This window comes from Sunxiuqinia elliptica (genome assembly GCF_900113005.1).
GTDB classification, from domain to species: domain Bacteria; phylum Bacteroidota; class Bacteroidia; order Bacteroidales; family Prolixibacteraceae; genus Sunxiuqinia; species Sunxiuqinia elliptica.
On the sequence record NZ_FONW01000003.1, the window covers coordinates 148,482 to 175,449 of the forward strand.

Below are 26,968 nucleotides of genomic sequence, written 5' to 3' on the forward strand. Positions count from 1 at the left end.
TTATGAGAATTACCGTTTTTCTGCTTTTACTGGCGACCATGCAAACACTTGCAGGAAACGCTTTAGCACAGCGAACGAAGCTGAGTTTTAGTATGAAGGATATGTCTGTTGCTGAACTTTTAGAGCAAATAGAGAATAAGACTGACATTCACTTTTTCTACCAAAGTGGAGATATTGACAACAAAGAACTCCTGAGTATTGATGTTGAGAATAAAACCGTAGACGAAATTCTGGATGCTTTTTTACCTAAACTAAACCTGAAGTATGAGACTTTTGATAAATACATTGCAATCTCAAAAGCAGATGCTAATCTCGATAATTTTTTGCAACAAGAAATCGATGTAAAAGGTAAGGTCAAAGATGCCTCGGGAGGTCCTTTGCCTGGAGTTTCTGTTGTGATAAAAGGAACAACAATGGGAACGATTACTGATTTTGATGGTAATTTTAATCTGTCAACGGTTCCGATTAATTCAACATTGATTTTCTCATTTGTTGGAATGAGAACCGTCGAAAAAAAGGTTGCAGACCAATCATCTTTCAATATTACGATGGAAGAGGATGCCATTGGAATTGAAGAAGTCGTGGCTATTGGTTACGGGGTCGCTAGGAAAAGTGACCTTACAGGAGCGGTTGTGAAAGCCAATATTGAAGCATTTCGCGAGCAGCCCAACATTAATATTGTGCAGTCTTTACAAGGTTCTGTTCCTGGCTTGAATGTTGGCATTACCAATGATGCTGGGGAAAATCCAGGAATAAGTATTCGTGGAACAAACTCACTAAGTGGCAGTTCCTCTCCTCTGATTGTGCTAGATGGAGTGATCTATCGTGGTCCACTAGGGGAGATCAACCCCGACGATGTCGAGTCGGTAGATGTTCTGAAAGATGCCAGTTCTGCAGCTATTTATGGTTCTGAGGCAGCCAATGGGGTACTGATCATCACTACTAAAAAAGGCCAAAAAGGGGAAAAACCACAGTTTAGCTACTCCTCTTATTATACGATACAAAAAGCCGCAAGCCGGATGACACCGCTTAACCGGTCTGAATATATTCAGAAAATAAAAGATGTGTATTGGCAGGAAAGTCGCATGGGAGATGACTATTTACAAGTAAATCCCGATTTTGACGTGGCGTTAAAGCTTGGTCATTCAGGTGTGAAAAAATATTTTGACGACGGTTATGATACCGATTGGTATGGCTTGATCGCCAACGATCACGGCCATATCCAGAACCACAACCTGAGCGTTAGCGGTCAGACTGAGCTTACCAACTATTACCTGTCAAGTTCGTTTACTGAGCAAGAAGGGTATATTATTAACGACAAGTACAAGAAATGGACCGTTCGGGCTAACTTTGAAAACCAGATTACCGACTGGATGAAGCTGGGATTACAGTCGTATGTTACCTCTGCAGATAACAGTGGCGTATCTCCTGATATGCGTACCGCTTATCTGCACTCTCCAGTGGTAACCCCATACGACCCGAAAACAGGCGAATTGGATTATTTCCCGCAAGCTGGTTCCATTACGAATCCGTTGCAGCGTCTTGAGGTGACCAATTTTGACAAACGTTTAAACCTGTTTGCAAATTTCAATGGAGAGATCAAATTGCCATTTGTAGAAGGATTGAAATACCGTTTTAACTTCTCTCATAACTACCGTTCCAGTCGTAAGTTTGGATTTAATCCGGCAGGAGAGAGTTTTGCCGGCAGTGGAAACAAGGATTACGGTACGGCCTATGACTGGACCTTTGATAATATCCTGAACTACTCCAGGGTATTCAACGATATTCACGATGTTTCTGCAACATTGGTGTATGGACGCGAGTCACGTGAATATGAAGGGACAGCATCTTCTTCCGGTGTATTTGTGAATCCTGATTTGGGATACAATAAGCTGGAAGCAGGTTCAGTTGATAAAATGAGGGTTAACTCGGGAGCCTGGGAGGAAAACAGTTTATACTCCATGGGACGTTTACAATATAAGTTGAATAACCGCTACCTGGCTACCGTAACCGTTCGCCGGGATGGGTTCTCCGGCTTTGGTGAGGACAATAAGTTTGGCGTCTTTCCATCCGCAGCCTTTGGATGGGTCATTAGTGAAGAGGATTTTATGCAGTCCACCAATTGGATCAATTTCCTGAAGTTGCGAGCTTCATATGGTGAAACCGGAAACCGTACCGTCGGCAGGTATTCTACATTGGCGACTGTAAATTCTCAAAATTCCTATGTGTTTGGAGACGGCGGTCCTTCGGCAATTGGTATTGCTATCGGAAGGTTGGCCAACAGTCAGCTAAAATGGGAGACAACTACTGGTCTGAACCTGGGGCTTGATTTTAGTGTATTGAATCAGCGCCTGCATGGTAATATTGAGTATTACAATACAAATACAACAGATCAGCTTTATAAAATCCGGATTCCTTATATGACCGGATTTGAAGAGGTATTTACAAATATTGGAGAAATAGCTAACTGGGGAGTTGAGGCATCCATTACTTCGCTGAATGTGAAAACCTCTGACTTTGCCTGGGAATCAACTGTAAATTTTGCACTGAACCGTAATGAGGTAGTCTCTATTTTAGGTAAAGATGATGATGGCGATGGTAAAGAAGATGACCTGATTGATAGTGGCTTATTTATTGGAAAATCAGTAGGAGCCATCTATAATTACGTGATTGATGGTATCTACCAGCTTGGAGATGAGGTACCCAGTGGCTATAATGTGGGTGGGTACCGATTGGTTGATCTTTCCGGACCCGATGGAGTTCCCGATGGAGAAGTGTCTGCAGCTCATGACCGGGATATCATTGGTTATACCGTACCCGCGTATCGATTCAGTATTCAAAACCAGTTTAGATATAAAAACTGGTCGTTGCGTGTATTCGTCAATTCAATTCAAGGGGGTAAGAACTATTACTATGGCAAGAATACCCCTTATGTTGGAGCATGGTCTGGTGGTGACAATATCACCAACTGGAATATTGTTAAAGAGTGGGACTATTGGACACCCGAGAATCCGGGAGCTGAATATCCTGCATTGGAATATGTTGCCAAAATACGCCCCAATACTTATAAGCAGAGAAGCTTTATACGTTTGCAGGATATTTCGTTGTCGTACAAGTTCGACAAACACCTGTTTAAAGGATATATCAAAGGTCTGAAACTGTATGTCAGTGGAAAGAACCTGCACACCTGGACCAAGTGGAAAGGAAATGATCCAGAACTAGGAAAAGGAATCAGTGATGAGGCTGTTAATCCGGTATTGAGAAGTTATTCTATAGGTGTAAACCTGCAGTTTTAATCTTTTGAAAAAAAATAGCATGAAATATTTAAAGTTTTTATTTGTTGTTGCAATCTCGTTGCAATTGTTTAGCTGTGATGAGATGGAGGTGCTTAAAGAGGTGCCATTGGATTTTTACAGTCCTGAGAACTCTTATACTAAACCAGTACACATAGAAACTGCGCTGAATGGCATATATGGTTCTGTAAGGGGGTTTTATAATGGGCATGAAGGTAGAGAAGATATTCATCTTGGGACGGACTTGGCTATGGGAGGAATTAATCCCGCAACAAGGGCATTTGGGGATTACCCTTCCTCGTTAACGCCTACTTCAGGAATTGTATCTAGCAGATGGCGAGATATGTACCGGGTAATTTATCTAAGTAATGTGATCTTGAATCGCATTTCAGATATTGAGTATCTAACGGAAGATGAGAAAAACGAGCATATTGGAGAAGCACGGTTTTTCCGTGGTTGGGCTTATCGTACTTTAGCTTTCTTTTATGGTGGAGTGCCTATTGTAACGGAAGAAATCAGCTCTCCAAAAAGGGACTTTGTGCGTAATAGTAAAGAAGAGGTTCTGGCTCAATGCGTAAAAGATTTTCTATTTGCAGCGACTAACTTGCCCAAAATATCGAATGTGTCTGCTGAAGGCCGTTTGTGTCAGGCAGCCGCCAATCACATGCTCACTGAGATCTATTTGGCTCAAAAAGATTGGGATAACGCCATTGCCGCTTCATCCAAAGTGATTGATGATCCTAATTTTTCCTTGATGACAGAACGCTTTGGTATTAAAGCTGATCAGGATGGAGATCCTTATTGGGATTTATTTCAGCGGAACAACCAGAATCGCTCAGCAGGGAACAAGGAAGGTATATGGGTCACTCAGATTGAATTTGATATACCAGGTGGTGGTGGCTCCAAGAATCACTGGAATGCAGCATCTCAATTCGAACGCTTTATTGTACCCCTTTACTGGTATTTAAAAGACCCGGACGGGGTCAATGGGTTTGTTGGCCCAACATCTAAGAATGGTGGACGTGGAATTGGGAATGTCAGACCTACAGATCACTATATCTATGAAATCTGGCAAAGTGATTGGAACAACGACCTTCGAAACCATAGCCGCAATATACAGCGCGATTGGGTCTTTGATAATCCCAATTCAGCTTATTATGGTCTAAAAGTCAGTGAAAACCTCGATCTAAGTAAAAATGACACGTTAAGATGGTTTTTTGCTTATCCAACAAAGTTGACCACTAAAGGAGATCATCCCGTAGAGGTGATTCAGGACCCTGCAACAGGTGTCATGTTTGGTTCTGCAGGGGCAACTTACCGGGATCGTTACATGATTCGTATAGCCGAAACGTACCTGCTGCGTGCAGAGGCATACTTGGGAAAAGGTCAAAAAGATAAGGCGGCCGATGATATCAATGAGGTGCGCGGCAGAGCCAATGCTACACCGGTAGCTGAAGGAGATGTAGATATTGATTATATTTTGGATGAGCGGATGCGTGAACTAGACTTTTTTGAACAGCGCAGACTTACATTATCTCGTTTAGGGATGCTTGTAGAGCGTACCCGAGAATATAATCCGTATAGTGGTGAGACCATTGAAGATCATAATGGGTTATATCCAATTCCTTACAGTGAAATTGAACGTAACTCGGAAGCTGTTTTAGAGCAAAATCCGGGTTATGTAAACTAATTGATACTTGTAGAACTAAAGTCTTGAAACCTAGTTTTCTTGAGGTTTCAAGACTTTTATTTTATTGATTTTGGTTTTTTTTAATAATGATAGAAAAGAGTTTATTTATAGGTGGTCTTTTATTAGTTTTTTGCAATTTTTGCGTTGGGCAGAAGTCGGTAGAAAATAAGAAAGCAAAAGAATTTGACGCAAATTACCGCATAGTCTTTACTGACCCACCCCGAAAAATACCAGTTCCGTATTCCGTAGATGCTCCGCTACTTGGAAACGGATATACCGGTGTGGCCATTTCCGGTAGACCGGAAAAGCAAGTTTATTATATTGCCAAGAATGATTTCTGGAGGTTAAAAAATGGATATAATGAGTCATTCCCTGCTGTATTAGGAAAGATCGAAATCGATATTCCAGAGCTTACCGGAGCTACTTATCATCTGGAACAAAACCTTTATGATGCTAAAACTTATTCTATCTTTAAAAAGAATGATGCAGAATTGAATTACTGTACTTATGTTTCGGCAGCCGAAGATTTGATGATTATTCAATTAAGTCTGAAAGGGAATCAGAAGGTAAATGGAAAAATTAACCTCTTATTGCCTGGAAAGAATGAGATCATTGACAACCCACCATTGGATAATAAATTTCCTGCGAAAGAAGAGACTGGCATTGAGGAAGATGGCATTATGTGGATATCCCGTGCATTTGAAAAGGATGTAGATATCCCTACACAATCAGCCATTTCCATGAACATTCTGAATGAACCTTCCAACACATTTACACTTGCCCCGGGTAAAAAGGTAATCATCGCCTGTGCCTTTTCCAGCAATTTTAAAAGCGATAATTGCGTTAAGACAGTTATTGATCGTGTTGCAGTTATCAATAAGTCTGCATTAAAAGAAATAGAAAAAAAACACCATGCGTGGTGGCGGGATTTCTGGTCAAAGTCTTACGTGGACATCCATGATGATTTAATTGAAAAGCAATATTACTTGTCGAATTATAGCATGGCTTGTTTTAGCCGCGATAAAGACTTTCCACCTTCCATCTTTGGAACTACTATCACCAAAGAACGCCCGTATTGGAATGGTGATTATCATTTAAACTACAATCATTTTGCACCTTTCTATGGCTTGTTTTCTTCCAATCACATTGAGCAGGCTACTCCTTGTATAATCCCGCTTCTTGCCCAAAAAGAAAGGGGTGAATATTATTCTGAAAAAATTTGCGGGATTGACGGGGGAATCATGTTGCCAGTAGGAGCAGGTCCCCTTGGGATTGAGACCACCAGGCGTAATGAATTGATGGAGAAATTTAGACATTATACTAAAGATGGAAATGAAGAAGAAGGTGGATTATTCTTCGGACAAAGAAGTAACTCCGCTTACTGTGTTGTAAACATGGCCATGCAGTTTTATTACACCTATGACCTGGAGTTTACCAAAATGGTATATCCATTTGTGAAAGGTGTCGCCACTTTCTGGGAGAACTACCTAACTTTTGAGGACGGCCGCTATGTGATTTATAACGATGCAATTCATGAAGGCACTGTTGGGACAATGAATCCAATTCTCTCATTGGGAATGGTGAGAATGGTAATGCAAACGGCCATAGATATGAGCAGAGAGTTGGAAGTTGATGCTGAACGCACCGACAATTGGCAATATGTTAAGGATCATCTGTCAGATTATACTTACCAGGAACGACAAGGAAAAAAGGTTTTTCGCTACACAGAAAAAGGTACAGCCTGGTGGGGAGGCAATACTCTGGGTATTCAGCATATTTATCCTGCCGGACAGATCGGATTAGACAGTGATCCTGAATTGCTTCAGGTTGCTCACAATACGATTGATGTAATGCAGCGCTGGATTGATTTTAATGGATCTAACAGCTTCTTTCCGGCCGCAGTGAGAGTCGGCTATAACCCAGATACGATTATAAACAAGATGCATAAGTATATTGAGAATACTTATCCCAATGGTTTCCAGCAGAACAACCCACACGGAATTGAAAACTTCAGTACTGTGCCAAATACCATTAACGAAATGTTGTGCATGGGGCATGGTGGAGTATTGCGCGTATTTTCGGTTTGGCCCGAAAAGAAAGATGCTTCGTTTTATAACTTGAGAATCTGGGGAGCCTTCCTTGTATCCAGTGAAGTTAAAAACGGTGAGGTTTTATATATCGACATATTAAGCGAAAAGGGAAGGATCTGTAATGTCCTAAATCCCTGGCCCGGAAACAAAGTGCAGGTTTCCCGGAACGGGAAGAAGGCAGAAACACTTGAAGGGGAGAGGTTCTTTTTTACTACAAGTATATTTGAAAGTATTACCCTTAAAAAACATAATTGATGAAAATACTTAAAGTGTTAGTACTGGTTTGTTTGTATGTAGGCTTGGGGAGGACAACAGGACAATGCCAATCAGGCAGTCTGGACGATTATAACATTACCTGGACAGAACAAAGCAGGAATAGTAGTGAATCGATGCCCGTTGGGGGCGGAGACATCGGTTGTAATGTTTGGGTGGAAGATGGTGATGTGCTCTGTTACATGCAGCGTAGCGGCAGTTTTAGCGAGAATGGTGAATACCTGAAGTTGGGTCGCGTGCGCTTGCGGCTTGAGCCCAATCCCTTTAAAAATGCTACCTTCTTTTCTCAGGAGCTCAAACTCAAAGATGGTTATGTTGAGATTAACGCAAAAGGGCAAACGGATGAGGGGATGGTTGAAGCGGTGATACGAATTTGGGTGGAAGTGCTGCGTCCGGTTGTCAGGGTGGATGTAGATGCCAATGTGCCGGTTGATGTGACAGCCTCGTACGAAAATTGGCGTACCGAAGATCATGAACTGAAACCAGCTCCCTCGCGTGAGCGATTTACCTGTTTCAACCTGGAAGGTTATCCCGGAAAAATCATTCGCCATAAGGACAATATCTTTTTTAAGGATGAAGGGGTACTGTTCTATCACCGTAATCCTAACAAGAAGCTGGTACCGGAGATACTGATTCAACAACAGGAGTTGGAAGAGTATCAGGATGAGATTGTGGATGATCTGAAGAACCGTACTTTTGGAGGAATGATGACTGGTAAGGGATTTGCGCCTGCCGGGACAGAGAATGGGATCTATGCCCTTACGCCTTTTAGGGCCTGGAAACTGAAAAGTACTACCCCCGAAACTCAGCATCGTCTGATGATTGCCACTCATATAGATCAGGCAGAGAACCTAAATCAATGGACCGGAGAATTACAAGGATTAGTAAAAGAGGTCGAAAATGACCATCAGGAAGCGTTTCGGTCGACTGTACAATGGTGGCAGAAGTATTGGCAACGAAGCTGGATTCGGCTATTTCCGGATAATCCGGACCCGGCAAACAGGGAGTGGCAGACCGGAAGAAATTACCAGCTCTTCCGCTATCAGCTGGGGTGTAATGCATATGGCGAGTATCCCAGCAAATTCAATGGTGGCAATTTCACCTTCGATCCTTCGCTGGTGGACAAAAGCCGGGCTTATGGTCCCGATTGGCGGGCCTGGGGTGGAGCAGTGTTCACTGCCCAAAACCAGCGACTACTCCATTGGCCGCTACTAAAAACCGGCGACTTTGAGGCGATGCTTCCACAGTTCGAGTTGTACCGCAAAGGACTCGGCGGGGCAGAAGCCCGTGTGAAAAAACATTTTGGACACGGGGGAGGTGTCTTCTCGGAGTACATGAATGTGCCCGGTTTGGCGCTTGGAGCCGGTTATGGATGGAAGGGGGAGAGTCATCGCAAAAGAGGGGAGGAAATCCCTTTTGGAGATCCCCGTGCCAATGCGTTAAGAGGTTATGATGACTTCGTAGAAATCGGTGTCATGGCTAATCAAGCCATCTCTTACCACTGGGAGTCGCAGGTCGAACACGCCTATATGATCTTGGAATATCACCGGTATTCCGGGAATGACATCTCTGACTATATTCCGTTCATCAAATCTGCCCTGGTGTTTTTTGATGAGCACTACCAAAAACGGGAACAGATACGCAATGGAAGATCACTGGATGAGAAAGGGAAGCTGGTGATTTACCCGTCTACCTCTTGTGAATCGTACCGTGGTGCCAAAAATCCAAGCGATCTGGAGTCTGGATTGCACGCCTGTATTAGTTCAATCCTGGAGCTGGAAGGCAATTATTTCTCCAGTGAAGAGAAAGCGTACTTCCAGGGATACCTGAAGCGGTTGCCGGGTTATTTTTACGATGATATTGAAGGTGACCTGGTATTAAAACCGGCTGAGTCATGGGGCAGGTATCAAAACGTGGAATGCCCTCAATTTTATCCTCTCTTCCCGTTTAACCGTTTTTCCCTGGCAAAAGATGATATGACGGTTTTCCAAAATACCTGGAAACATGGCAAGTTTCCCAAGGATATGGTGATCAGCTGGCATCAGGATGGCATCTTCTATGCGCGGATGGGAATGACGGAAAAAGCCGCGGAGTACAACGTGAAGAAGCTGCAGGATTCCCAACGCCGGTTTCCCACATTCTGGGGCCCCGGGCACGACTGGGTACCCGACCATAACTGGGGCGGAAGTGGAATGATTGGCTTGCAGGAGATGCTCATGCAGTGTTTTGAAGATAAAATATACCTGTTCCCCGCTTGGCCAAAAGAGTGGGATGTGAGTTTTAAATTGCATGCTCCCCGGAATACTACGATTGAAGGAATACTGAAAGATGGGAAAATAGTTGAGTTAATCGTGTCTCCTGAAAGTAGAAGAGAAGATGTGGTTATTCAAAACTTTAGAATAAAGTAGTTCAGGGGGCCCGGTAGTGCTGAGTAGTAGAGCGGACAAAACAAAAACTGGATCATAATAAATAAAGAAAACGGCAAAAGATGGGCAGGTTTAGTATTTTACTACTGTTGGGGGCCTATGAATCCCTTGTACAGTATAGAATTCGATCTGAAAAATCAGCTCAATCCTATTAGTGAATCATCTTCTTGGCTGGAAGGTGCTTGGATGATGATGAAGATCACAGGTAAGGATTCGCTCAAGTATTTTGAGGTCTTTCAGATGGCTGATTGGGAGCAGAAATGAAGGAAGATGTCGATAATAATAAAGGCTAGGTTAATGGAAAAAACAATAAAAATAGATATTAAGCTATCAGATAATCACCCAGCCATGCAATGGGCAAAAAATCAGTCCGATGCTGTGAATGCCATCGGGCATGTAGGTACACATATCGACGGTTATACAAAGGAACCTAAGAAAAAAGAATACAAAGTGGCTGCAGAAGTAATTGATTGCCGCCAGCACATGCCAGCAAAAGAAGATCTGGCTCTTGATAGTTTCAAGAATAAAGCGTTAGTGCTTTATACTGGAGCTATGGCGAAGTACAATTATGGGACAAAGGAATATGGCGAAGCACAAACGTTTTTAGATGAGCATGTACTTGAAGCCATATTGGCTGATACCCCACAGTTTATTTTAATCGATGGATGTGGTATTGGTCAACATGGAGAAGAGCATATTCGTTTTGATAAAAAATGTGAAGATCATGATTGTTTTGTGGTGGAGAATATATGGCTGGAGGAACCTTGGGCTAAAAAAATACGAGCCATGCAGATAAAGATTAAGCTGGCTCCGGAATCAACAGGAAAGCCTTGTGAAGTATATGCACGGGTGACTGATTGAGGATCGTTTTTTATGTAAATAAGTTCTAGAGTAGGGATATCAGATATTCATATAATAAAAGTCTATGAAAAAGATAGTAGGATTTGCACTATTGTTTTTAATTAATTTGAGCGTTATCGCGCAGGTTAATATTTATGTGTCACCTGTTGGCAATAACAATGCTGCAGGCAGTAAGGAACAACCAGTGGCTACCATTAAGCGGGCTCAGGAACTAGTGAGGGAGTTAAAAGCTCAAGATGGTTTGCCTGATAAAGGTGTCCGTATAATGATTGAAGCGGGTGAATATACCTTAGATGAATCCCTGGTTTTTACTCCAGAGGATAATGGTGAAAAAGATAGACCGGTCATTTTTCAGGGAGCTGAACCAGACGGTGTGCTCATCACTGCCGGGCGAAAAATCACTAATTGGAGAAAGGTGAAGAATAATCACTGGGTAGCCTCCGTGCCAGAAGTAAGAAGTGGTGACTGGTATTTCAGACAGTTGTTTGCGGGAGAGAAACGGCTGACTCGCGCCCGGATTCCCAATGCAGGATTCTTAAAAACAAAAGGTCCACTCACTAAATATGCTGATAGTGTTGGGAAATATACCTGGAATCAGAAAATGCGAGAAGAACAGCCAGGTCAATATTGGGAAAGCCGGTGTGGTTTTCAGTTTAGGAAAGGCGATATTCAACAGTGGGAAAATTGGGATGAGGCTGAAATCTTAACTTATCACAGTTGGGAGAGTTCCTGGCAAACCATACGCGAAATAGATACAGAAAAGCAGGACGTCTATTTTAATTCACCTTGTCGTTATCCCATCGGCACCTTCGGAAAGGAGATGCGCTACCGCGTTGAGAATATTCCGGCAGCTATGGATCAGCCGGGGGAGTGGTACCTCGATGGGAAGAAAGGAGAAGTGCATTACCTGACTGCCGAAGGCGAAGACCCGAATACGATGGAAATTTATGCTCCCTACCTGAATGAGTTTATGTCATTCCAAGGGGACTCATTGAAGAAAGTACAATACCTTTCGTTTAAGAACATCAGCTTTAAATATGCCCGTTACAATTTAGGTATTTACGATATGACTCCGCAATGGCCCCAAGAGATTCAAAAAGGGCTGCCACAATTCCCCGATCATCCAAGAGGCGGCTATACGGATGCACAGGCGGCACCGAGGTCAGGTCAGGCGGTGGAATTGGTGAACGCTGAGCACATTCAGTTTGAGAACTGTCGTTTCAATCATGTGGGTGCCTATGCAATGAGAATTGGTGAACGTTGCTTTAATATCAAACTGCAAGGTTGTGAGATGTTTGATCTTGGAGGTGGTGGTTTGTTATTGGGACGCCCCGATCGGAATGTGGTGAAAGATCGTATTCCTTTTGACCTGGCTCCAGGTTACAATATCATTTCCAATTGTTACATCCACGATGGCGGCAAGGTACATCCGGCAGCTGTTGGATTGTGTGTGATGCAAAGTCACAATAATTTGATAGAGCATTGTGAGATTGGCTATACCGGGAACAGTGGTATCAGTAACGGTTGGTGTTGGACAGATCATGTGGAGACTTATAATTTTAATAACCGCTTTATTGGTAATTACATCCACCATACATCTCAAACGATGGGAGATGCTGCAGGTTATTACAACAATGGAGCTAGCCGGGGAACCATATTACAGGAGAATTTTATTGACCAGATTGTAAAAGGCCCAGATGTACATGGTGTGGTGGATGGCATGGGCATGGACTCTCATAGCCGATATATTTATTTTGAACGTAATGTAATTGGGAAAACGAGTGGTAAGGTAACTAGTTTTGCCCGCCAAACAGGTCCATGGAATTTCACATGGAAAGATAACAACTTTAACTGGGATATAGAACGTCCTGTTTTTGCTCATAGCCCAGAACTCGATCATAGCGAATTTACGATTGTTGCAGATTTTAAGCTTCCATCTACTTTTTTGGATTTGAGTGGATGGACCGAACGACAATGGGTACTCAGTAAAAATGGAAAGTCAGATGCTGATGGTTATTACGGAATGCTCGTTGAAGGAGGCAAAGCTATTGCATATCTCAATGTGGGAGGAGGTAAAGAAAACAATCACCAATTGGTTGTCGAAAATGATTTGCAAGAAGATGCGCAAAACCGTTTTGCCATTAGCTATGATAGTAAAATATTTCGCTTCTATGTTAATGGCGCTGTGGTAGAAAAGAAAATTGCAAAAACAAGAAAGCCTGGTAATGGAAAGTTAGTTGTGGCACATTTGGGAGCGAACTGTCTTCGATACAGTGTTGATCAGTTGCTGATTTTTGATGAAGCCATCAAAGATAAAAAAATGAGTGCACTAAACCCTGAAAGTACAAATTTGACTTTTCAATGGGAGCAGCCTCAGCTTTCCGGTGCAAAGGTCGATTTTGAGCAAATTAAGAAAGAGGCTGGCATAAAAGCACCTTATAAATCAGTATTGAAACAATGAAAAATATAACACTTATTACTATCGTCTTTTTTGCGTTAATATTTCCCTATTTAACGTTTGGGCAGGGCTATAAAAATCCGGTGATTCCAGGTTTTTACCCCGATCCCAGTATTTGCAAAGTGAGCGATGACTATTATCTGGTAAGCAGCACCTTTGAATATTTTCCGGGGGTGCCTGTTTTTCATAGTAAAGACCTGATCAACTGGAACCAGATCGGGCATTGCCTCACGCGCAAGAGCCAATTGCCATTTGAAAAGGTGACGCCTTCTCAAGGAATTTATGCACCCACACTAAGGTATCACAATGGTGTGTTTTACATGGTGACCACGCTAATGATTTCCAGAAATGAAAATGCCAATTTTTACGTAACAGCCACTAATCCGGCAGGTCCCTGGTCTGATCCAATATATGTGGATCAATCAGGTATTGATCCCTCTCTTTTCTGGGACGACGATGGTAAAGTGTATTTTCAGTCCAACCGGGCAACCTCTTTTGACGATGCAAGGGCTATCTATCAATCAGAAATTGATATTAAAACAGGAGAAATCCTTTCTGAAATAAAAATGCTGTGGACCGGGAGTGGAGCCCAGTACATCGAGGCTCCTCATGTGTATAAAAAAGACGGCTATTATTACCTGATGACGGCCGAGGGTGGAACGTTTTATAATCATCAGGTGACCATTGCCCGCAGTAAAAATATATGGGGTCCCTATGAAGGTTGTCCGCATAATCCCATCCTGACTGCGCGGAATAGTTATGACGTGATCCAGGGTACCGGGCATGGTGATCTGATAGAGGCTCACGATGGATCCTGGTGGATGGTTTTTCTTTGTATCCGGCCAACAGTTGGTAACTGTCCGGTGCTGGGACGAGAAACCAGCCTGGTTCCTGTAGAATGGAAAAATGGCTGGCCGGTGGTGAATGAGACAGGTGTGGCCACCGCACAAATGGATGTACCCACACTGCCTCTTAAACCGTTTCCTGAAAAAAGCACATTGACTGAATTTGATGAAAAAGAGCTTGGTCTGGAATGGAATTACATTCGAAATCCTGTGGCATCAAATTACTCGCTGGATAACAAGCAAGGATCTCTGGCTCTGAAGGGCGAAAAATGGACATTAAGCGATGCATTAGGTGAAATCACATTTGTGGGACGCCGCATTCAGCATTGGTCTTTTAGTGCAGAAACGGAACTGGTATTTGCCCCAAAAGCTGACAATGAAACTGCCGGTATTTGCATTATGTCGCGCAATAATTACCATTACGATTTATTTCTTCAAAAAAGGAATAATCAACAATATCTCGTTCTGGAGTACCGTATCGGAAGCATTACTCACCGTGAAGCGGAAATACCTGTTGAAGGTGGATCCATCAAACTAAAAATCGGAGGTAAGAAAACCTTTTATGAATTCAGTTATGCAGAAAACGGTTCTTCAAACTATCACACGATAGCTTCGGTGGATAGTCGGTTTATGAGCGCCGATGTAAGTGGTGGTTATACCGGTCCTTATGTGGGATTATTTGCATCAGGCAATGGCGAAAAGTCAACAGCTTGGGCGTATTATGACTGGTTTAAGTATCAAGAAAAAGGTGAGCTCTAAGGATTTTAAAATGGATTTTGGAATAATGGAGATCTAATCATAAAAGGAAATGAAAAGAACGATAGGAATATCAGGAATGCTTTTGATGGTTGCTTGTACAACAACAGTTGAGGAATGCAAGGCGAAGCGACCAAATATTATTATTGCGATTAGTGATGATCAGTCTTTTGCTCATACAAGCTTTGCAGGATGCACTTTTGTAAGAACTCCGGCATTTGATCGAGTGGCTCGAGAGGGGATTTATTTCTCTAATTGCATTGCCGGTTCTCCGGGATGTGCGCCTTCAAGGAGTTCGCTGGTGACAGGCCGGCATCATTGGCAAAATGAACAATCCGGTCAGCATTTTTCCGGATGGCTTGATAAGTATGTCCCATTTGTTGATTTACTCTCGGATAATGGATATTTGACAGGCTACACCGGTAAAGGAGTTGCGCCTTTTCAGTATCATCGTAATCATATAGAAGAAGATTCTTTTCGGATTGAAAATGCTGCAGGAAAGGGATTTAATCAGCTTGCTTATGATGCGACTGAAAAAGAAACGACTGGACTGTCATCAATAGACTATTACGCCAATTTCAAAGCATTTATGTCAGGCCGAAAAGATGACCAGCCTTTTTATTTCTGGTATGGTGGCTATGAACCTCATCGTGTGTATGAAAAGGGGGCTTGGAAAAGATCAGGCAAAAAGCTTGAGAATGTGCAGGTTCCCGGATTCTTGCCAGATACGGAAGAAATCCGTGGAGACATACTTGATTATGCGATGGAGATAGAATGGTTTGATAAGCAACTGCTAAAAATGATAAATTACTTGGAAGAGATTGGCGAGCTTGAAAATACCATCATTATTGTTACATCAGACAATGGTATGCCTTTTCCCCGGGCTAAAGCTTTATGTGTTGAATACGGTATTCATGTTCCTTTGGCTATTCGGTATCCTCAGAAATTTCCAGGAGGACGCGTGGTGGAAGATGTCGTTTCATTCATCGATTTTGCACCTACTATACTTGAACTGACTGAAACCACTGCAGACGGGATGATGCCTGTAACAGGTAAAAGCCTTGTAGAAGTATTGACTTCAGATAAGGATGGAATGGTTGATCGTTCTCGACAATTTGCATTTTCTGGAAGAGAAAGGCACTCTTCGTCACGTTGGAAAAACTTGGGGTATCCGCAAAGAGCTATTCGCAATAACGACTTCTTATATGTCTGGAATATGAAACCGGATCGTTGGCCAGCTGGTGCTCCACAGCGTTTGAATCCCGACCAGGAAAATGAGCTTCTTCCTTTATATGGTATTGATGAGCAAGGAAAACATCATAGTGATTGGGCTTTTACTGATGTGGACGGAAGTCCTGCAAAATCCTACATAGTTGAGCATTTTGAAGAAAAAGAGGTCAGGCCTTTTTTTGATTTAGCCTTTGAGAAGCAGCCGGAAGAGATGCTTTATAATATCAAAGAAGATCCTTTTTGTTTGAATAACTTAATTGAAGATAAGAATTATAGTTCAATCAGAGCAAAACTCAAGCAAGAGCTTCGGAAAGAGTTGATACGAACCGGAGATCCTCGCATGGTTGGATCTGACGAAGGAATATTTGAGACTTATAAACGCTATAGTTCAATAAGGGCTTTTCCTAAGCCGAAAGAAGCTGGAAATAATAATTTTTAGAATAAGAAAAGTAATAGACAATAAAAATCCAACAGTCAACAAAGAGCAAAATTTAAGAGGTAAACTCTTGTTGTTTATGATTAACCTAATCAAGTTTGATCTAAGGAAAAAGAATGAAGTATATGAAATTTTATTATTGCAAATATTTGGTCTGTTTGGGACTGAGCATTTTAACCACAAGTTTGACTTGTAATGCTTTAAATGCCAGAAAAGCAGAATCTGAATTTATTAAGCAGAGGGCCATTTACATTAGCCCGGAAGGAGATAATTCTGCTGATGGATTAACCCCTGAAAGGGCCCTAAGAACATTGGAAGGGGCAAGAGATTATATCCGTAAGCACCAACTGAATAAAAACATGAAGTCGGACCTCTATGTTTATCTTGCTGCGGGACGTTATGAGCTGGATGAAACTGTGATATTTCGTTCAGAGGATTCAGGATCAAATGGCTACCGGATAATTTACCGGAACCTTACTAATGAAAAACCGGTGATTTGTGGAGGTCGCAAAGTAGAGGGCTGGAAAAAGGTTTCAGGAAAAGACTACTTTGTTGCAGATGTTTCTGAAGAAAAAGGTTATGCTCCCTATTTTAAACAGCTATATGTCAATGGCATTCGTGCACAGCAGGCTATCTCGAACAAGCCGTTTAGGTCCATAACGGCTCCTAAGTCTGGCGATATCCAGAAGGGTAAAGTGCGTTCCGAAATCAGTAATCATCCCACAAGGCATTGGTGGAATGACCCGGAAACTGAAGAAAAGCTGGATGGTATTGAGTTTAGTAAAGTCGACATGCCGAAATCTTATTCAAATGTAAAAGATATTAGTTTGCATGCCTTGCTTGTTTTTAAAATGATGCAAATTTCAGTCGAAGAAATAATTGAAACAGACAGTTCCTATATTTTTCGTTTGCCAAATCCTGATTTTCAGTGGTGGACTACCTGGCAAGATGCATCGGGCGCAATGGGGCATTACATTGTAAATGCCATTGAGGAGCTTGACGAGCCCGGGGAGTGGTGTTTGAACACCACCGAAAACAAACTATACTATTTCCCTCAGCCATGGGAAAATATGAAAAAGGTAGAAGCCTATGTGCCAGTAGTGGAAGGCCTTATTGAATTAAATGGAACTCCCGAAGCAAGAATTAAAAATATTGTATTTGATGGCCTCATTTTTCAGCATGGAAACTGGACTTACCCTGAAAAGCACATGCTGGGCAGATCGCAGGCTGAAATTACAGGTGAGTATGATTCTGAAGTGCCAGGCCAGCTTATTTTAAACTACACTGACGATGTGCAGGTGTTAAATTCAGTTTTTCGACATCTGGGATCGTGTGGTATTCAGCCTTACGAAGGGGCACATAGAACAAGAATTGAAGGGAATTACTTCTACGATTTGAGCGCAGCAGCCATATCCACTGGAAAGTGGTACACTAACAAATTACTTTGTCCTAATAATACAATCTGCAAGCATACCCTGATACGAAATAATGTAGTGCGCAACATTGGACGTGATTATTACCAGGCCAGCGCTATCAATACCTTTGCAGCATACGACGTGATCATTGAAAACAACGACATTTCGGATATTGCTTATGCAGGAATTCATGCTCGTATTGGAGATAAGCCCACGCATCATCCCGGAATTGGACGTTTGACTTACCGCAGGAATTTACTTTCGCGTTCTTCGGCTATGCACAAGTGGGGTATTCGTGATGGAGGAACACTATACACTCATGGCTACTATCCGAATTGCCTGGTTGAAGAAAATTATGTGGTGTATTCCAGTCGTAATGTGATGGATGTTTTCTATGCTGATAACTGGAGCAACGACTCGCGTTGGCAGCACAATGTAAGCCAAGATTCTCATGCCGAGCATGTTTGCAGGGCCTGGATGTCAAGCTCTGATCGGGTGATTTTTGACAGTAATTACGGTGATGCTCCATGTACCAGTGCTGGAGGTGCGCAGTTGATCAATTATCATTACATTGGAAATAACGCATGGCCCGATTCCGCTTTAGCCATTATGGAAAATGCCGGATTGGAAGAAGATTATCAGGATTTGGCTGCACATAGCTACGGACATGAAAGTTTACTAAAAAATAAGCCGGTAACAGTTTCTTCTGAGGAAGATGACAATCTTGCAGAATATGGCAATGATAATAATTGGGGCACGTATTGGCACACGGCAGCTGATGCCAAGGGAAAATCTTGGTACCAGGTAGATCTGGAATCAGAATATGTGCTGGAAAAATTGGTGATTATTCCGGTCAAAGATCGTTTTGAGCCGGCATCCCGCTCAAGTTATGAGGTTCAGGCGTCCAACGATCCTTCATTCAAAGATTACACGGTATTAGCAGTTAAAAATGAAGTTGTATCTTTTTATAAAACAGATACAAAGTGCAGCAATATGTGGGAAGTGTTTTTGAATCATCCCAAGCCGTATCGTTATTTACGGATCATTGGCAAAAACAAAGCTTCATTTAGTCTGGCTGAATTTGAGGCTTTTGGATATAAAAATTAAATAGAAATAAGACAATGAATTTTATAAAAGTGCTATCGATAAAGTTAGTCCTTTTCTGCATTGTAATGTTTATCTCAGGGTGCTCTCATAAGAAAGCAAAAGATGTGACTCTTGAGAAATACAGATCGTACAATGTTTTATGGGACTCCCCGGGGATGAATGAGTTGGGTTCAGTGCCGATTGGAAATGGCCAGATTGGTGCCAATGTTTGGATACAAAAAAATGGAGAATTGGTCCTTCTATTGAGCCATACCGACTCCTGGGATGAAGCAGGACGTTTGCTCAAGTTGGGGATGGTCCGTGTTCAAGCTTTTCCTGAGGAGGTGAGCTTGAACACCCCTTTTAAGCAAGAGTTAGATATTGTTAATGGTCAACTTTTAGTTCGTTTAGGAAATGATGAGAAGTTTACCAGCTTGAAAGTTTGGATAGATGCAAACAATCCGGTTATTCATATAGAAACTCAGGGAAGTGATGCATCAGAGTGTGAGGTTAATTTGGATTTATGGAGAAAAGAGAACCGCCAAGGATCAGGAGCTGATCTTATTCCTTTCTCAGATATGGGAACTTTCAAATATTTCAACCCAAAGCTTTTTGCCGATGAAATTGTGCCAGAGTCCTCGGAAATGGACGATTTGATTTGGTTTCACCGTAATGCCGAATCAATCTACCCGGTTACGTTGAAAGGGCAAGAACTCGGAGGTTATCTGGAGAAGAATAAAGATCCGCTTTTGAACAGGACTTTTGGAGCTTTGATTTCAGGCGAAAATATGAAACGGGAGAAGAATAAACTCAAATCTGTTACAGCACAGAAAAAACATCATGTTTCGATCACTTGCCTGACAAAAGTAACTCATACAAAAGAGGAGTGGATTAATGATATTAAGTCTTTGGATAAAGAAATTCAAGCCAAAGATTTAAGCGATGCCTATGAAGAGCATTGTGGCTGGTGGCACTCATTCTGGAAGCGTAGTAGTATTTTTATTTCAGGCAATAAAGAAGCAGAAGCCGTAACGGCTGGATATATTCATCAACGGTATCAGTTGGCTGCGTCGGGACGAGGAACGATGCCTGTAAAATTCAATGGTGGAATCTTTACTGTTGGACAGTCGGAAGGCTCATTTGACCCGGATTATCGTAGATGGGGAGGTGCATATTGGTTTCAGAACAATCGTCATTTGTATTGGCCAATGCTAGCAAGTGGCGATCAAGATTTAATCATGCCGTTTTTCGATATGTATAAAAATGCCCTTGAACTGGCAAAATACAGAACACAAACTTACTATGGGCACGAGGGGGCATTTTTCCCTGAAACGCAATACTTTTGGGGGACTTATAGTAATACTTGCTTCTATTATCAACAAGAAAAGCCTGCGGAAGGAGAGCTTCCAAAGAGTGCATCGTTTCCAAATCCGAATAATCCCTACATGAAAAATTATTGGGACAATGGAATTGAACTAAGCGCTATGATGCTTGACTACTTTGATTATACTCAAGATAGTTGTTTTGCAAAAGAATACCTGGTTCCTGTCGCCTCTGAGATAATGACTTTTTTTGACCAACATTGGGAAAGAAAAGATGGTAAAATTCAATATTATCCAACCCATGCAGTTGAAACATATTGGGGGGCGAGAAATCCGAGTACAATTATAGGTGGTTTACGCTATGTTTTACCCCGCCTAGTCAATTTATCGGAAACCTTAACCACAAAAAAGATGCGGGAACAATGGGGGAGAACATTGACAGAACTGATCGAATTACCATTTGATACTATTGACGGAGTGAGGAGAATTGCACCGGCTCAAGAGTACGGTAAAGCATCTAATCAGGAAAATCCAAGTCTTTATCCCGTATTTCCATATGCTTTGTATGGTGTCGGGCAACCTGAATTAGAGCTTGCTCGGAATACGTATCTTACACGTCGCATTAAAAGCAATAAGTGTTGGTATCAGGATGCAATTCATGCGGCTAATGTTGGTTTTGCAGAGGATGCCCAAGAGGATGTTGTTGCTCATTTTACGAATGGTAATGAATCTATGCGGTATCCTTACTTCTGGAAAGCTGAAAATGATTGGGTTCCTGATTATGATAATGGTGGTTCGGCTTCAACGGCATTGCAACAGATGTTGATTAAGTCTGTAGGGGAAAAGATTATTATAACTCCGGCATGGCCGAAAGACTGGAATGTTGAATTTAAACTCCATGCTCCTAAAAATACGACTGTTACAGGAGTGATTAGGAATGGGGCAGTGATTGAATTAGATGTAGAGCCTGAAAGCCGGAAAAAGGATATAGTCCTTTGGAATGAAAACTAGTTGGAGTAAAAGAAGAATTAATTTAAATAAGATGAAAAAAAGAATTAAGACAATATTGTTTCTGTGGATGTTATGCATATTTTCTTTGTACACATCAGCTCAGAAAAACAAATATCCTTACCAGGATCCTAAGGTTCCGGCAGAGCAACGAGTAACCGATCTACTTTCCCGGATGACACTGGACGAGAAAATCGATCAGTTATCCATGAAAAGTCTCAATCAGCTTAAGCTGGATGAGAAGGGAGAAGTAACCGAAGAATCGCTGGAGAAACTGTTTGGTGGACAAAGTATTGGTTGTCTTGAGAGTCCTTTTGTGGAGCACGAAAAGATTGCTAAATTCTCAGAAGCTGCAGATCTTTACCTACGTAAGCATACCAGGCTGGGGATCCCTGCCATTCAGATTGCAGAATGCTTGCATGGGCAGATGGCCTTGGGGGCCACTATCTTTCCTCAGGCGATAGGGCAAGGCAGTACCTGGAATCCAAATTTGATTTACCGTATGGCCGAGATTATAGCGAAGGAAGCTTCACTGGCCGGCGTTGACCAGGCTCTTTCTCCTCTTTTCGATTTAGGACGCGATGCGCGTTATGGCAGAATTGAAGAGTGTTATGGTGAAGATGCCTATTTGGTATCTAAAATGGGGGTGGCATTTGTAACCGGGATGCAAGGAGATCCAGAAGTGACAAAAACAGAGATACCTGAGAATAGGTTGATGTGTACCGCAAAGCATTTTGTGGGCTGTGGAATTCCTCAATCCGGTATTTTTATTGCGCCAGCCGTGATGGGAGAGCACGAATTGCGAAGCCTGCATTTCAAACCATTTGAGGATGCGATAAAGAAAGCAAATATTTACAGCATAATGCCGGGTTATCATGAGGTGAATGGAGTGCCAGTACATGGCAGCCAATGGCTATTGACCGATATTCTCAGAGAAGAGTGGGGTTTTAAGGGGTATGTATTTTCTGACTACACGGCCATCAATATGATGCAGAATTTCCATAAGGTAAGTGACAATAAGAAAGAAACTGCTCGCCGTGCCATTACAGCGGGGGTTGACCTGGAAGCTCCTGGAAGGTCTGCTTATGGCGAACTAAAAACGCTTGTAGAAAGCGGAGAAATGGATGAGTTGGTTGTAGATACTGCTGTAAGGCGCATTTTATTGGCAAAGTTCAAAGCCGGTATGTTCGATCGGCCGTTTAAAGTGTCGAAAAAACGTGAGGAACAAATCCATACTCCAGAATACATCGCTCATGCCCGGAAAATGGCTGAAGAGTCTGTCGTATTGTTAAAGAATGAGGATCAGCTGTTACCCTTGGATAAGAATAAGATCAAATCCATCGCAGTGATTGGGCCTAATGCTGATCAGGTACAATTTGGTGATTACACCGTTACTAAAAGTAATGACTATGGAGTGACTCTTTTGCAGGGGATACAACAGTTGGTTGGAGATGAAGTAGAGATCAATTATGCCCGAGGCTGCGGCATTACAGACTTGGATAAAAGCGGATTTGAAGAGGCGATTGCTGCGGCAAAGAATAGTGAAGTGGTGGTTTTGGCCATTGGTGGTACCAGTTTAATTTACTCTGGAGTTGGCTGGGGCAATGAGAAATTGGATAAGCACAATACGTGTGGTGAAGGTATGGATCGTGCTTCATTGAATCCGCCAGGGGTTCAGCAAGAGCTGATTCGAGCCATTCAAGCAACAGGAAAGCCAGTGGTTTTAGTTATGATTCACGGTCGTCCCTATTCCATTGAATGGGAAAAAGAACACATTCCGGCCATCGTAGAGGGCTGGTATCCCGGAGAGCAGGGAGGACATGCAGTCGCAGATATTTTATTTGGGAAGGTAAATCCTTCGGGGAAATTGCCAGTATCAGTACCTCGAAGTGCCGGCCATATTCCAACGGTTTATGACTATAAACCATCAGGAAGAGGGCTTTACCGTCGTAGAGGGACTCCGGAAGATCCCGGGCGCGATTATGTTTTCTCATCACCCGAGCCGCTGTTTTGCTTTGGGCATGGCTTAAGTTATACTGATTTTGAATATTCTGATCTTACTATTAAAACCAAAGAGGTGAAGGATGGCCAATCTGTAGAGCTCTCTGTTAAGGTTAAAAATACAGGCGATAGAGCAGGAAAAGAGGTGGTGCAGTTATATTTGCGCGATAAGATTAGTTCTGTAACCACGCCTGTGAAGCAACTGAAGGGATTTAGCAAAATTGAGTTACAGCCTGGAGAATCTAAGCTAGTCGAGTTCTCCGTTGACTTTGAAGAGTTGAGCCTTTGGAATCAGGAGATGGAAAAAGTCGTAGAACCGGGTAGTTTTGAAATTCAAATTGGCAGTTCATCGGATGATATCCGCCTGAATGGTGAATTTACAGTTTTACAATAGCCGTATCCGATAAGCAAATTAAATATTTAAAGACCATGATTAAACTAATCAGACTTACTATTATCCTAATAAGTATTTTAAGCATAGCGGCATGTCAAAAGAGTGTGTCTCCACCAGAACCTTTTTTGCCGGTTCCCCATGAGGCTCAGTTGAGATGGCATAAAGCCGAGTATATCATGTTTGCTCATTTCGGAATGAAGACTTTTTACCCTAGCGATGATCACATGGGGTATGGCTTGGAAGATCCAGGAAAATTCAACCCTAAAGATTTTGATGCTGAGCAGTGGGTAGAAGCCGCAAAAGCGGGCGGATTTAAAGGGATTGTAATTACTGCAAAACATCACGATGGTTTTTGCAATTGGCAAACCAAAACAACAGATCATTCTGTAAAGTCTTCGCCATGGAAAGAGGGAAAAGGAGACGTTATTAAAGAATTGAGTGAAGCCTGTCACAAGGGAGGCATTTATTTTGGAATTTATGTATCGATAATTGATAAGCATTTTGAAAATTCAGGTTCGGATAAATATTCCGATTATGGAGATTATTATTTTGCGCAACTTACCGAGCTGAGTACACAGTACGGCACAATTGATGAGTATTGGTTTGATGGCTATAAAGCCGATGGACTGAAGCTTGACTATAAGAAAATCGCCGAAATGATCAAGGAAAATCAACCGGATGCTGTCGTCTATGACTCAGGCACAATGGTGGAATTCCTTCCAGACAGATGCATTAGCTGGCCTGGAGCTCATGGCGGGATTTCCCCTGATCAGAATTACCGGGTTGAAATTGATGGTGTCATGCGTTGGTATCCTGCTGAACCTTCAATTATCTGGCAGGGAAACTGGTTTCATAATAACACTCCGGTGATAAGCCTGAAAGAAATGCAAAACTACTACCTGACTTCGGTTGGGTATGGCGTAACGCCATTATTGAACCTGGCTCCAAATTGGAATGGATTGATTGATGAGAATACGGTTGATGGAGTTACTGCATTCAAAACTTGGGTTGACAAGCTGCATAATAGAGACTTAGCCCGTTCTGAAAAAGCTAAAGTAAGCGCACCAAATTTCAGAGGAGGGGACAAGGCGTATTCACCTCAGCAAGTAGTAGATGGGAATTATGAAACTTATTTCGCAACTGATGACAAGGTTACTGATGCGCGAATAGAGATTGATCTGGGAGAGGTTCAGGAGGTTGATGGTTTTATTCTCCAGGAATTCATCGATTTGGGGCAGCGTGTTGATGGCTATTCGATCCAGTGCCGCGTTGACGGTAAGTGGATCGATGTCTTTTCTGGTAGAAGGATTGGCTATAAGCGAATTATTCTAGAAGGGAGAGCTTCTGCAGCCGATATTAAATTTCCGGCAACCGATGCTGTACGGTTGAAAATAACCAATGCACTCGCTTGTCCTTTAATTAGTACGTTCCAAGTCATTGGGACAGATTAAATGTGAAAATAGTACTATAAACGGAAGAGATAGTACTTGATTCGAAATACACGCTCCAATAAGTTTGTTGCTGAGCTGATGGGGCTACTTTACCTTTTATTAAGTTGGAATATATATCGAATGAAAACACGGTTTATCTTTTATATTGTATTAGTGCTTTGTGGATTGGGATGCCAAAGTCAATCTGAAAAAACGAATACACTTCCTTATGTTTTGGACATGGTTTATAACAATCCCGGAGAGGCGCCAACAGTATCAACCTATACTAATCCCTCTTTCTTAAAAAGTAGAGGATATAAGGGCATGGTTCCTCAGTGGTACATTAACTGTGCCATTACGTATGATAATTTTGAAGAGAATATTGTACCAATTGGAAGTGATGAGCGCAAATGGATTGAGCAACGTGCAGCTATGATTGATAAAAAACTGGCTGCTTGTGATTCAGCACAGCTGGATGTTTATGCTTTTACGGACATCTTTGTAGCTCCAAAATCGATTTGGGCAAAGTATGGTGAATCAATGGGACAGCAGGAGACCAACCTGCATGGTTATGGCGGAGATGTAAAAAATGTACGTAAACCAAACGTGCAATATCCAATTATCAGCCAGTTAATACGAGCACAGATTGACGGGATTTTTAAGCGTTTCCCAACGTTGGATGGTCTAATGATTCGTTTTGGCGAAACTTACCTGCACGATACACCTTTTCATATGGGGGGAAAGCCTGTTCGGCAGGGAAAGGAAGGAATCGCAGATCATGTTAAGCTTCTCAATATTTTACGCGATGAAATTTGTGTGAAGCGTAATAAAAAACTGTTTTACCGCACCTGGGACTTTGGGTGGTTCCACACAGAACCGGAAGTTTACTTGGCCATAACCAATCAGATCGAGCCTCATAAGAATCTAATTTTTTCCATCAAACATACTAAGGGCGATTTCTTGCGCACCTTTCCATTTAACCCTACGCTGGGGATTGGCAAACATGCTCAAATAGTCGAAGCACAATGTCAGCGCGAATATGAAGGAAAAGGAGCTCATCCGAATTACGTAGCAGAATCTATTATTAATGGGTTTGAAGAGAATCAGGCTCAGGAAGGAATGAAAAGCCTGAGCGATTTAAAAGCAAATCCTAATTTCAAAGGGGTTTGGACCTGGTCGCGTGGTGGAGGTTGGAAAGGCCCATACATAACCAATGAATTGTGGTGCGACTTGAATGCCTACGTATTGAGTCAATGGGCACAGGATACCAGCTTGACAGAACCAGCTATATTCAAACAATATACTCAGGAATTGGGGCTTTCTGATGCAGATGCGAATACGTTTAGGCAAATCGCATTACTATCAACCAGGGGAGTATTCCTTGGGCGTAGCAGTGAGTTGACTCCAATCAACCCTTGGTGGATTCGTGATCAGTATATGGGAGGCCTCACAGCGCCTGAATTTAATGATCACACAGATGAAGCTTGGGGGAAAACGAACAAGGAATTTGAGCGTATTGTAGCTAATAATATGGTGGAAGCTATTTTGGACGAAAAAGCTGAAGCTGTTAGAATCTGGAAAGAGATTGAGAAGCTGGCCGGTCAAGTTAAGTCAGGGAATGAAAAATTTCAAGATTACCTGCAAGTATCCTGTTCTTATGGCCGTATCAAATATGAAATTATTCAGCAGGCGTGGATTGTTATGCTGAAAGGACTGGAAGGAGACAAAACGGGGAACTATGACCGTGTTCGCATTGAGAATGCTTATCTTCAATACAAGGAACTTTGGAAAGAGTTCGAGGCTCTGAATAAAAATAACCAACAATGTGCTACGCTTTATCTTCCATATGGTTTTAACAATCATTATGAAGCCTTACATAGTGATGAAGGAATGGAAAAAGCGGTGAGTAAATATTTTGAAATGATCCGATAATAAGTATAAAAAACAGTCTAAA

At 42.2% G+C, this 26,968-nt stretch carries 13 protein-coding genes; all 13 read left to right on the forward strand.

What is annotated here, in order from left to right:
* The first annotated feature begins 2 nt into the window (after positions 1 to 2).
* The 13 genes from BM156_RS09050 to BM156_RS09110 all read left to right on the forward strand — a co-directional run bounded on the left by BM156_RS09050 (position 3) and on the right by BM156_RS09110 (position 26,946).
* Complete coding sequence (locus tag BM156_RS09050; protein ID WP_170846911.1) at positions 3 to 3,296, forward strand: SusC/RagA family TonB-linked outer membrane protein; 3,294 nt, start codon at positions 3 to 5, stop codon at positions 3,294 to 3,296.
* A 19-nt stretch (positions 3,297 to 3,315) separates the two neighbouring features.
* On the forward strand, positions 3,316 to 4,983 hold the full coding sequence (locus tag BM156_RS09055) for a RagB/SusD family nutrient uptake outer membrane protein (protein ID WP_093919537.1): 1,668 nt from the start codon (positions 3,316 to 3,318) through the stop codon (positions 4,981 to 4,983).
* A gap of 86 nt (positions 4,984 to 5,069) precedes the next feature.
* Positions 5,070 to 7,328, forward strand: coding sequence for a glycosyl hydrolase family 95 catalytic domain-containing protein (locus BM156_RS09060; protein ID WP_093919538.1), 2,259 nt, complete (start codon positions 5,070 to 5,072; stop codon positions 7,326 to 7,328).
* The gene (locus BM156_RS09065) at positions 7,328 to 9,754 is read left to right on the forward strand and encodes a DUF5703 domain-containing protein (protein WP_093919539.1); all 2,427 of its coding nucleotides are present in this window, start codon (positions 7,328 to 7,330) and stop codon (positions 9,752 to 9,754) included. The genes BM156_RS09060 and BM156_RS09065 overlap by 1 nt, the downstream gene beginning before the upstream one ends.
* A 315-nt stretch (positions 9,755 to 10,069) precedes the next feature.
* The gene (locus BM156_RS09070; protein ID WP_170846912.1) at positions 10,070 to 10,633 is read left to right on the forward strand and encodes a cyclase family protein; all 564 of its coding nucleotides are present in this window, start codon (positions 10,070 to 10,072) and stop codon (positions 10,631 to 10,633) included.
* A 64-nt stretch (positions 10,634 to 10,697) separates the two neighbouring features.
* A complete protein-coding gene (locus BM156_RS09075; protein ID WP_093919541.1) occupies positions 10,698 to 13,094 on the forward strand; it encodes a right-handed parallel beta-helix repeat-containing protein in 2,397 nt (798 codons plus the stop codon).
* Positions 13,091 to 14,695, forward strand: coding sequence for a glycoside hydrolase family 43 protein (locus tag BM156_RS09080; RefSeq protein ID WP_093919542.1), 1,605 nt, complete (start codon positions 13,091 to 13,093; stop codon positions 14,693 to 14,695). The genes BM156_RS09075 and BM156_RS09080 overlap by 4 nt, the downstream gene beginning before the upstream one ends.
* Positions 14,696 to 14,744: 49 nt before the next feature.
* Positions 14,745 to 16,361, forward strand: a complete 1,617-nt coding sequence (locus tag BM156_RS09085; protein WP_093919543.1) for a sulfatase family protein — start codon at positions 14,745 to 14,747, stop codon at positions 16,359 to 16,361.
* 113 nt (positions 16,362 to 16,474) lie between these two features.
* A complete protein-coding gene (locus BM156_RS09090; RefSeq protein WP_093919544.1) occupies positions 16,475 to 18,880 on the forward strand; it encodes a discoidin domain-containing protein in 2,406 nt (801 codons plus the stop codon).
* 14 nt (positions 18,881 to 18,894) lie between these two features.
* Complete coding sequence (locus BM156_RS09095) at positions 18,895 to 21,192, forward strand: DUF5703 domain-containing protein (protein WP_093919545.1); 2,298 nt, start codon at positions 18,895 to 18,897, stop codon at positions 21,190 to 21,192.
* A 31-nt stretch (positions 21,193 to 21,223) separates the two neighbouring features.
* Positions 21,224 to 23,584, forward strand: a complete 2,361-nt coding sequence (locus BM156_RS09100; RefSeq protein ID WP_170846914.1) for a glycoside hydrolase family 3 N-terminal domain-containing protein — start codon at positions 21,224 to 21,226, stop codon at positions 23,582 to 23,584.
* 35 nt (positions 23,585 to 23,619) lie between these two features.
* Positions 23,620 to 25,035 (forward strand): alpha-L-fucosidase, encoded by a 1,416-nt coding sequence (locus BM156_RS09105; protein WP_093919547.1) that lies wholly within the window; start codon positions 23,620 to 23,622, stop codon positions 25,033 to 25,035.
* Between the two features lie 120 nt (positions 25,036 to 25,155).
* Positions 25,156 to 26,946, forward strand: a complete 1,791-nt coding sequence (locus BM156_RS09110; RefSeq protein WP_139218249.1) for a hypothetical protein — start codon at positions 25,156 to 25,158, stop codon at positions 26,944 to 26,946.
* Positions 26,947 to 26,968 lie beyond the last annotated feature (22 nt).

What these genes read in the sequence shown, in the direction of transcription:
- BM156_RS09050 (WP_170846911.1), top strand. Translation starts at nt 3, where the DNA reads ATGAGAATTACCGTTTTTCTGCTTTTACTGGCGACCATGCAAACACTT.
- BM156_RS09055 (WP_093919537.1), top strand. Translation starts at nt 3,316, where the DNA reads ATGAAATATTTAAAGTTTTTATTTGTTGTTGCAATCTCGTTGCAATTG.
- BM156_RS09060 (WP_093919538.1), top strand. Translation starts at nt 5,070, where the DNA reads ATGATAGAAAAGAGTTTATTTATAGGTGGTCTTTTATTAGTTTTTTGC.
- BM156_RS09065 (WP_093919539.1), top strand. Translation starts at nt 7,328, where the DNA reads ATGAAAATACTTAAAGTGTTAGTACTGGTTTGTTTGTATGTAGGCTTG.
- BM156_RS09070 (WP_170846912.1), top strand. Translation starts at nt 10,070, where the DNA reads ATGGAAAAAACAATAAAAATAGATATTAAGCTATCAGATAATCACCCA.
- BM156_RS09075 (WP_093919541.1), top strand. Translation starts at nt 10,698, where the DNA reads ATGAAAAAGATAGTAGGATTTGCACTATTGTTTTTAATTAATTTGAGC.
- BM156_RS09080 (WP_093919542.1), top strand. Translation starts at nt 13,091, where the DNA reads ATGAAAAATATAACACTTATTACTATCGTCTTTTTTGCGTTAATATTT.
- BM156_RS09085 (WP_093919543.1), top strand. Translation starts at nt 14,745, where the DNA reads ATGAAAAGAACGATAGGAATATCAGGAATGCTTTTGATGGTTGCTTGT.
- BM156_RS09090 (WP_093919544.1), top strand. Translation starts at nt 16,475, where the DNA reads ATGAAGTATATGAAATTTTATTATTGCAAATATTTGGTCTGTTTGGGA.
- BM156_RS09095 (WP_093919545.1), top strand. Translation starts at nt 18,895, where the DNA reads ATGAATTTTATAAAAGTGCTATCGATAAAGTTAGTCCTTTTCTGCATT.
- BM156_RS09100 (WP_170846914.1), top strand. Translation starts at nt 21,224, where the DNA reads ATGAAAAAAAGAATTAAGACAATATTGTTTCTGTGGATGTTATGCATA.
- BM156_RS09105 (WP_093919547.1), top strand. Translation starts at nt 23,620, where the DNA reads ATGATTAAACTAATCAGACTTACTATTATCCTAATAAGTATTTTAAGC.
- BM156_RS09110 (WP_139218249.1), top strand. Translation starts at nt 25,156, where the DNA reads ATGAAAACACGGTTTATCTTTTATATTGTATTAGTGCTTTGTGGATTG.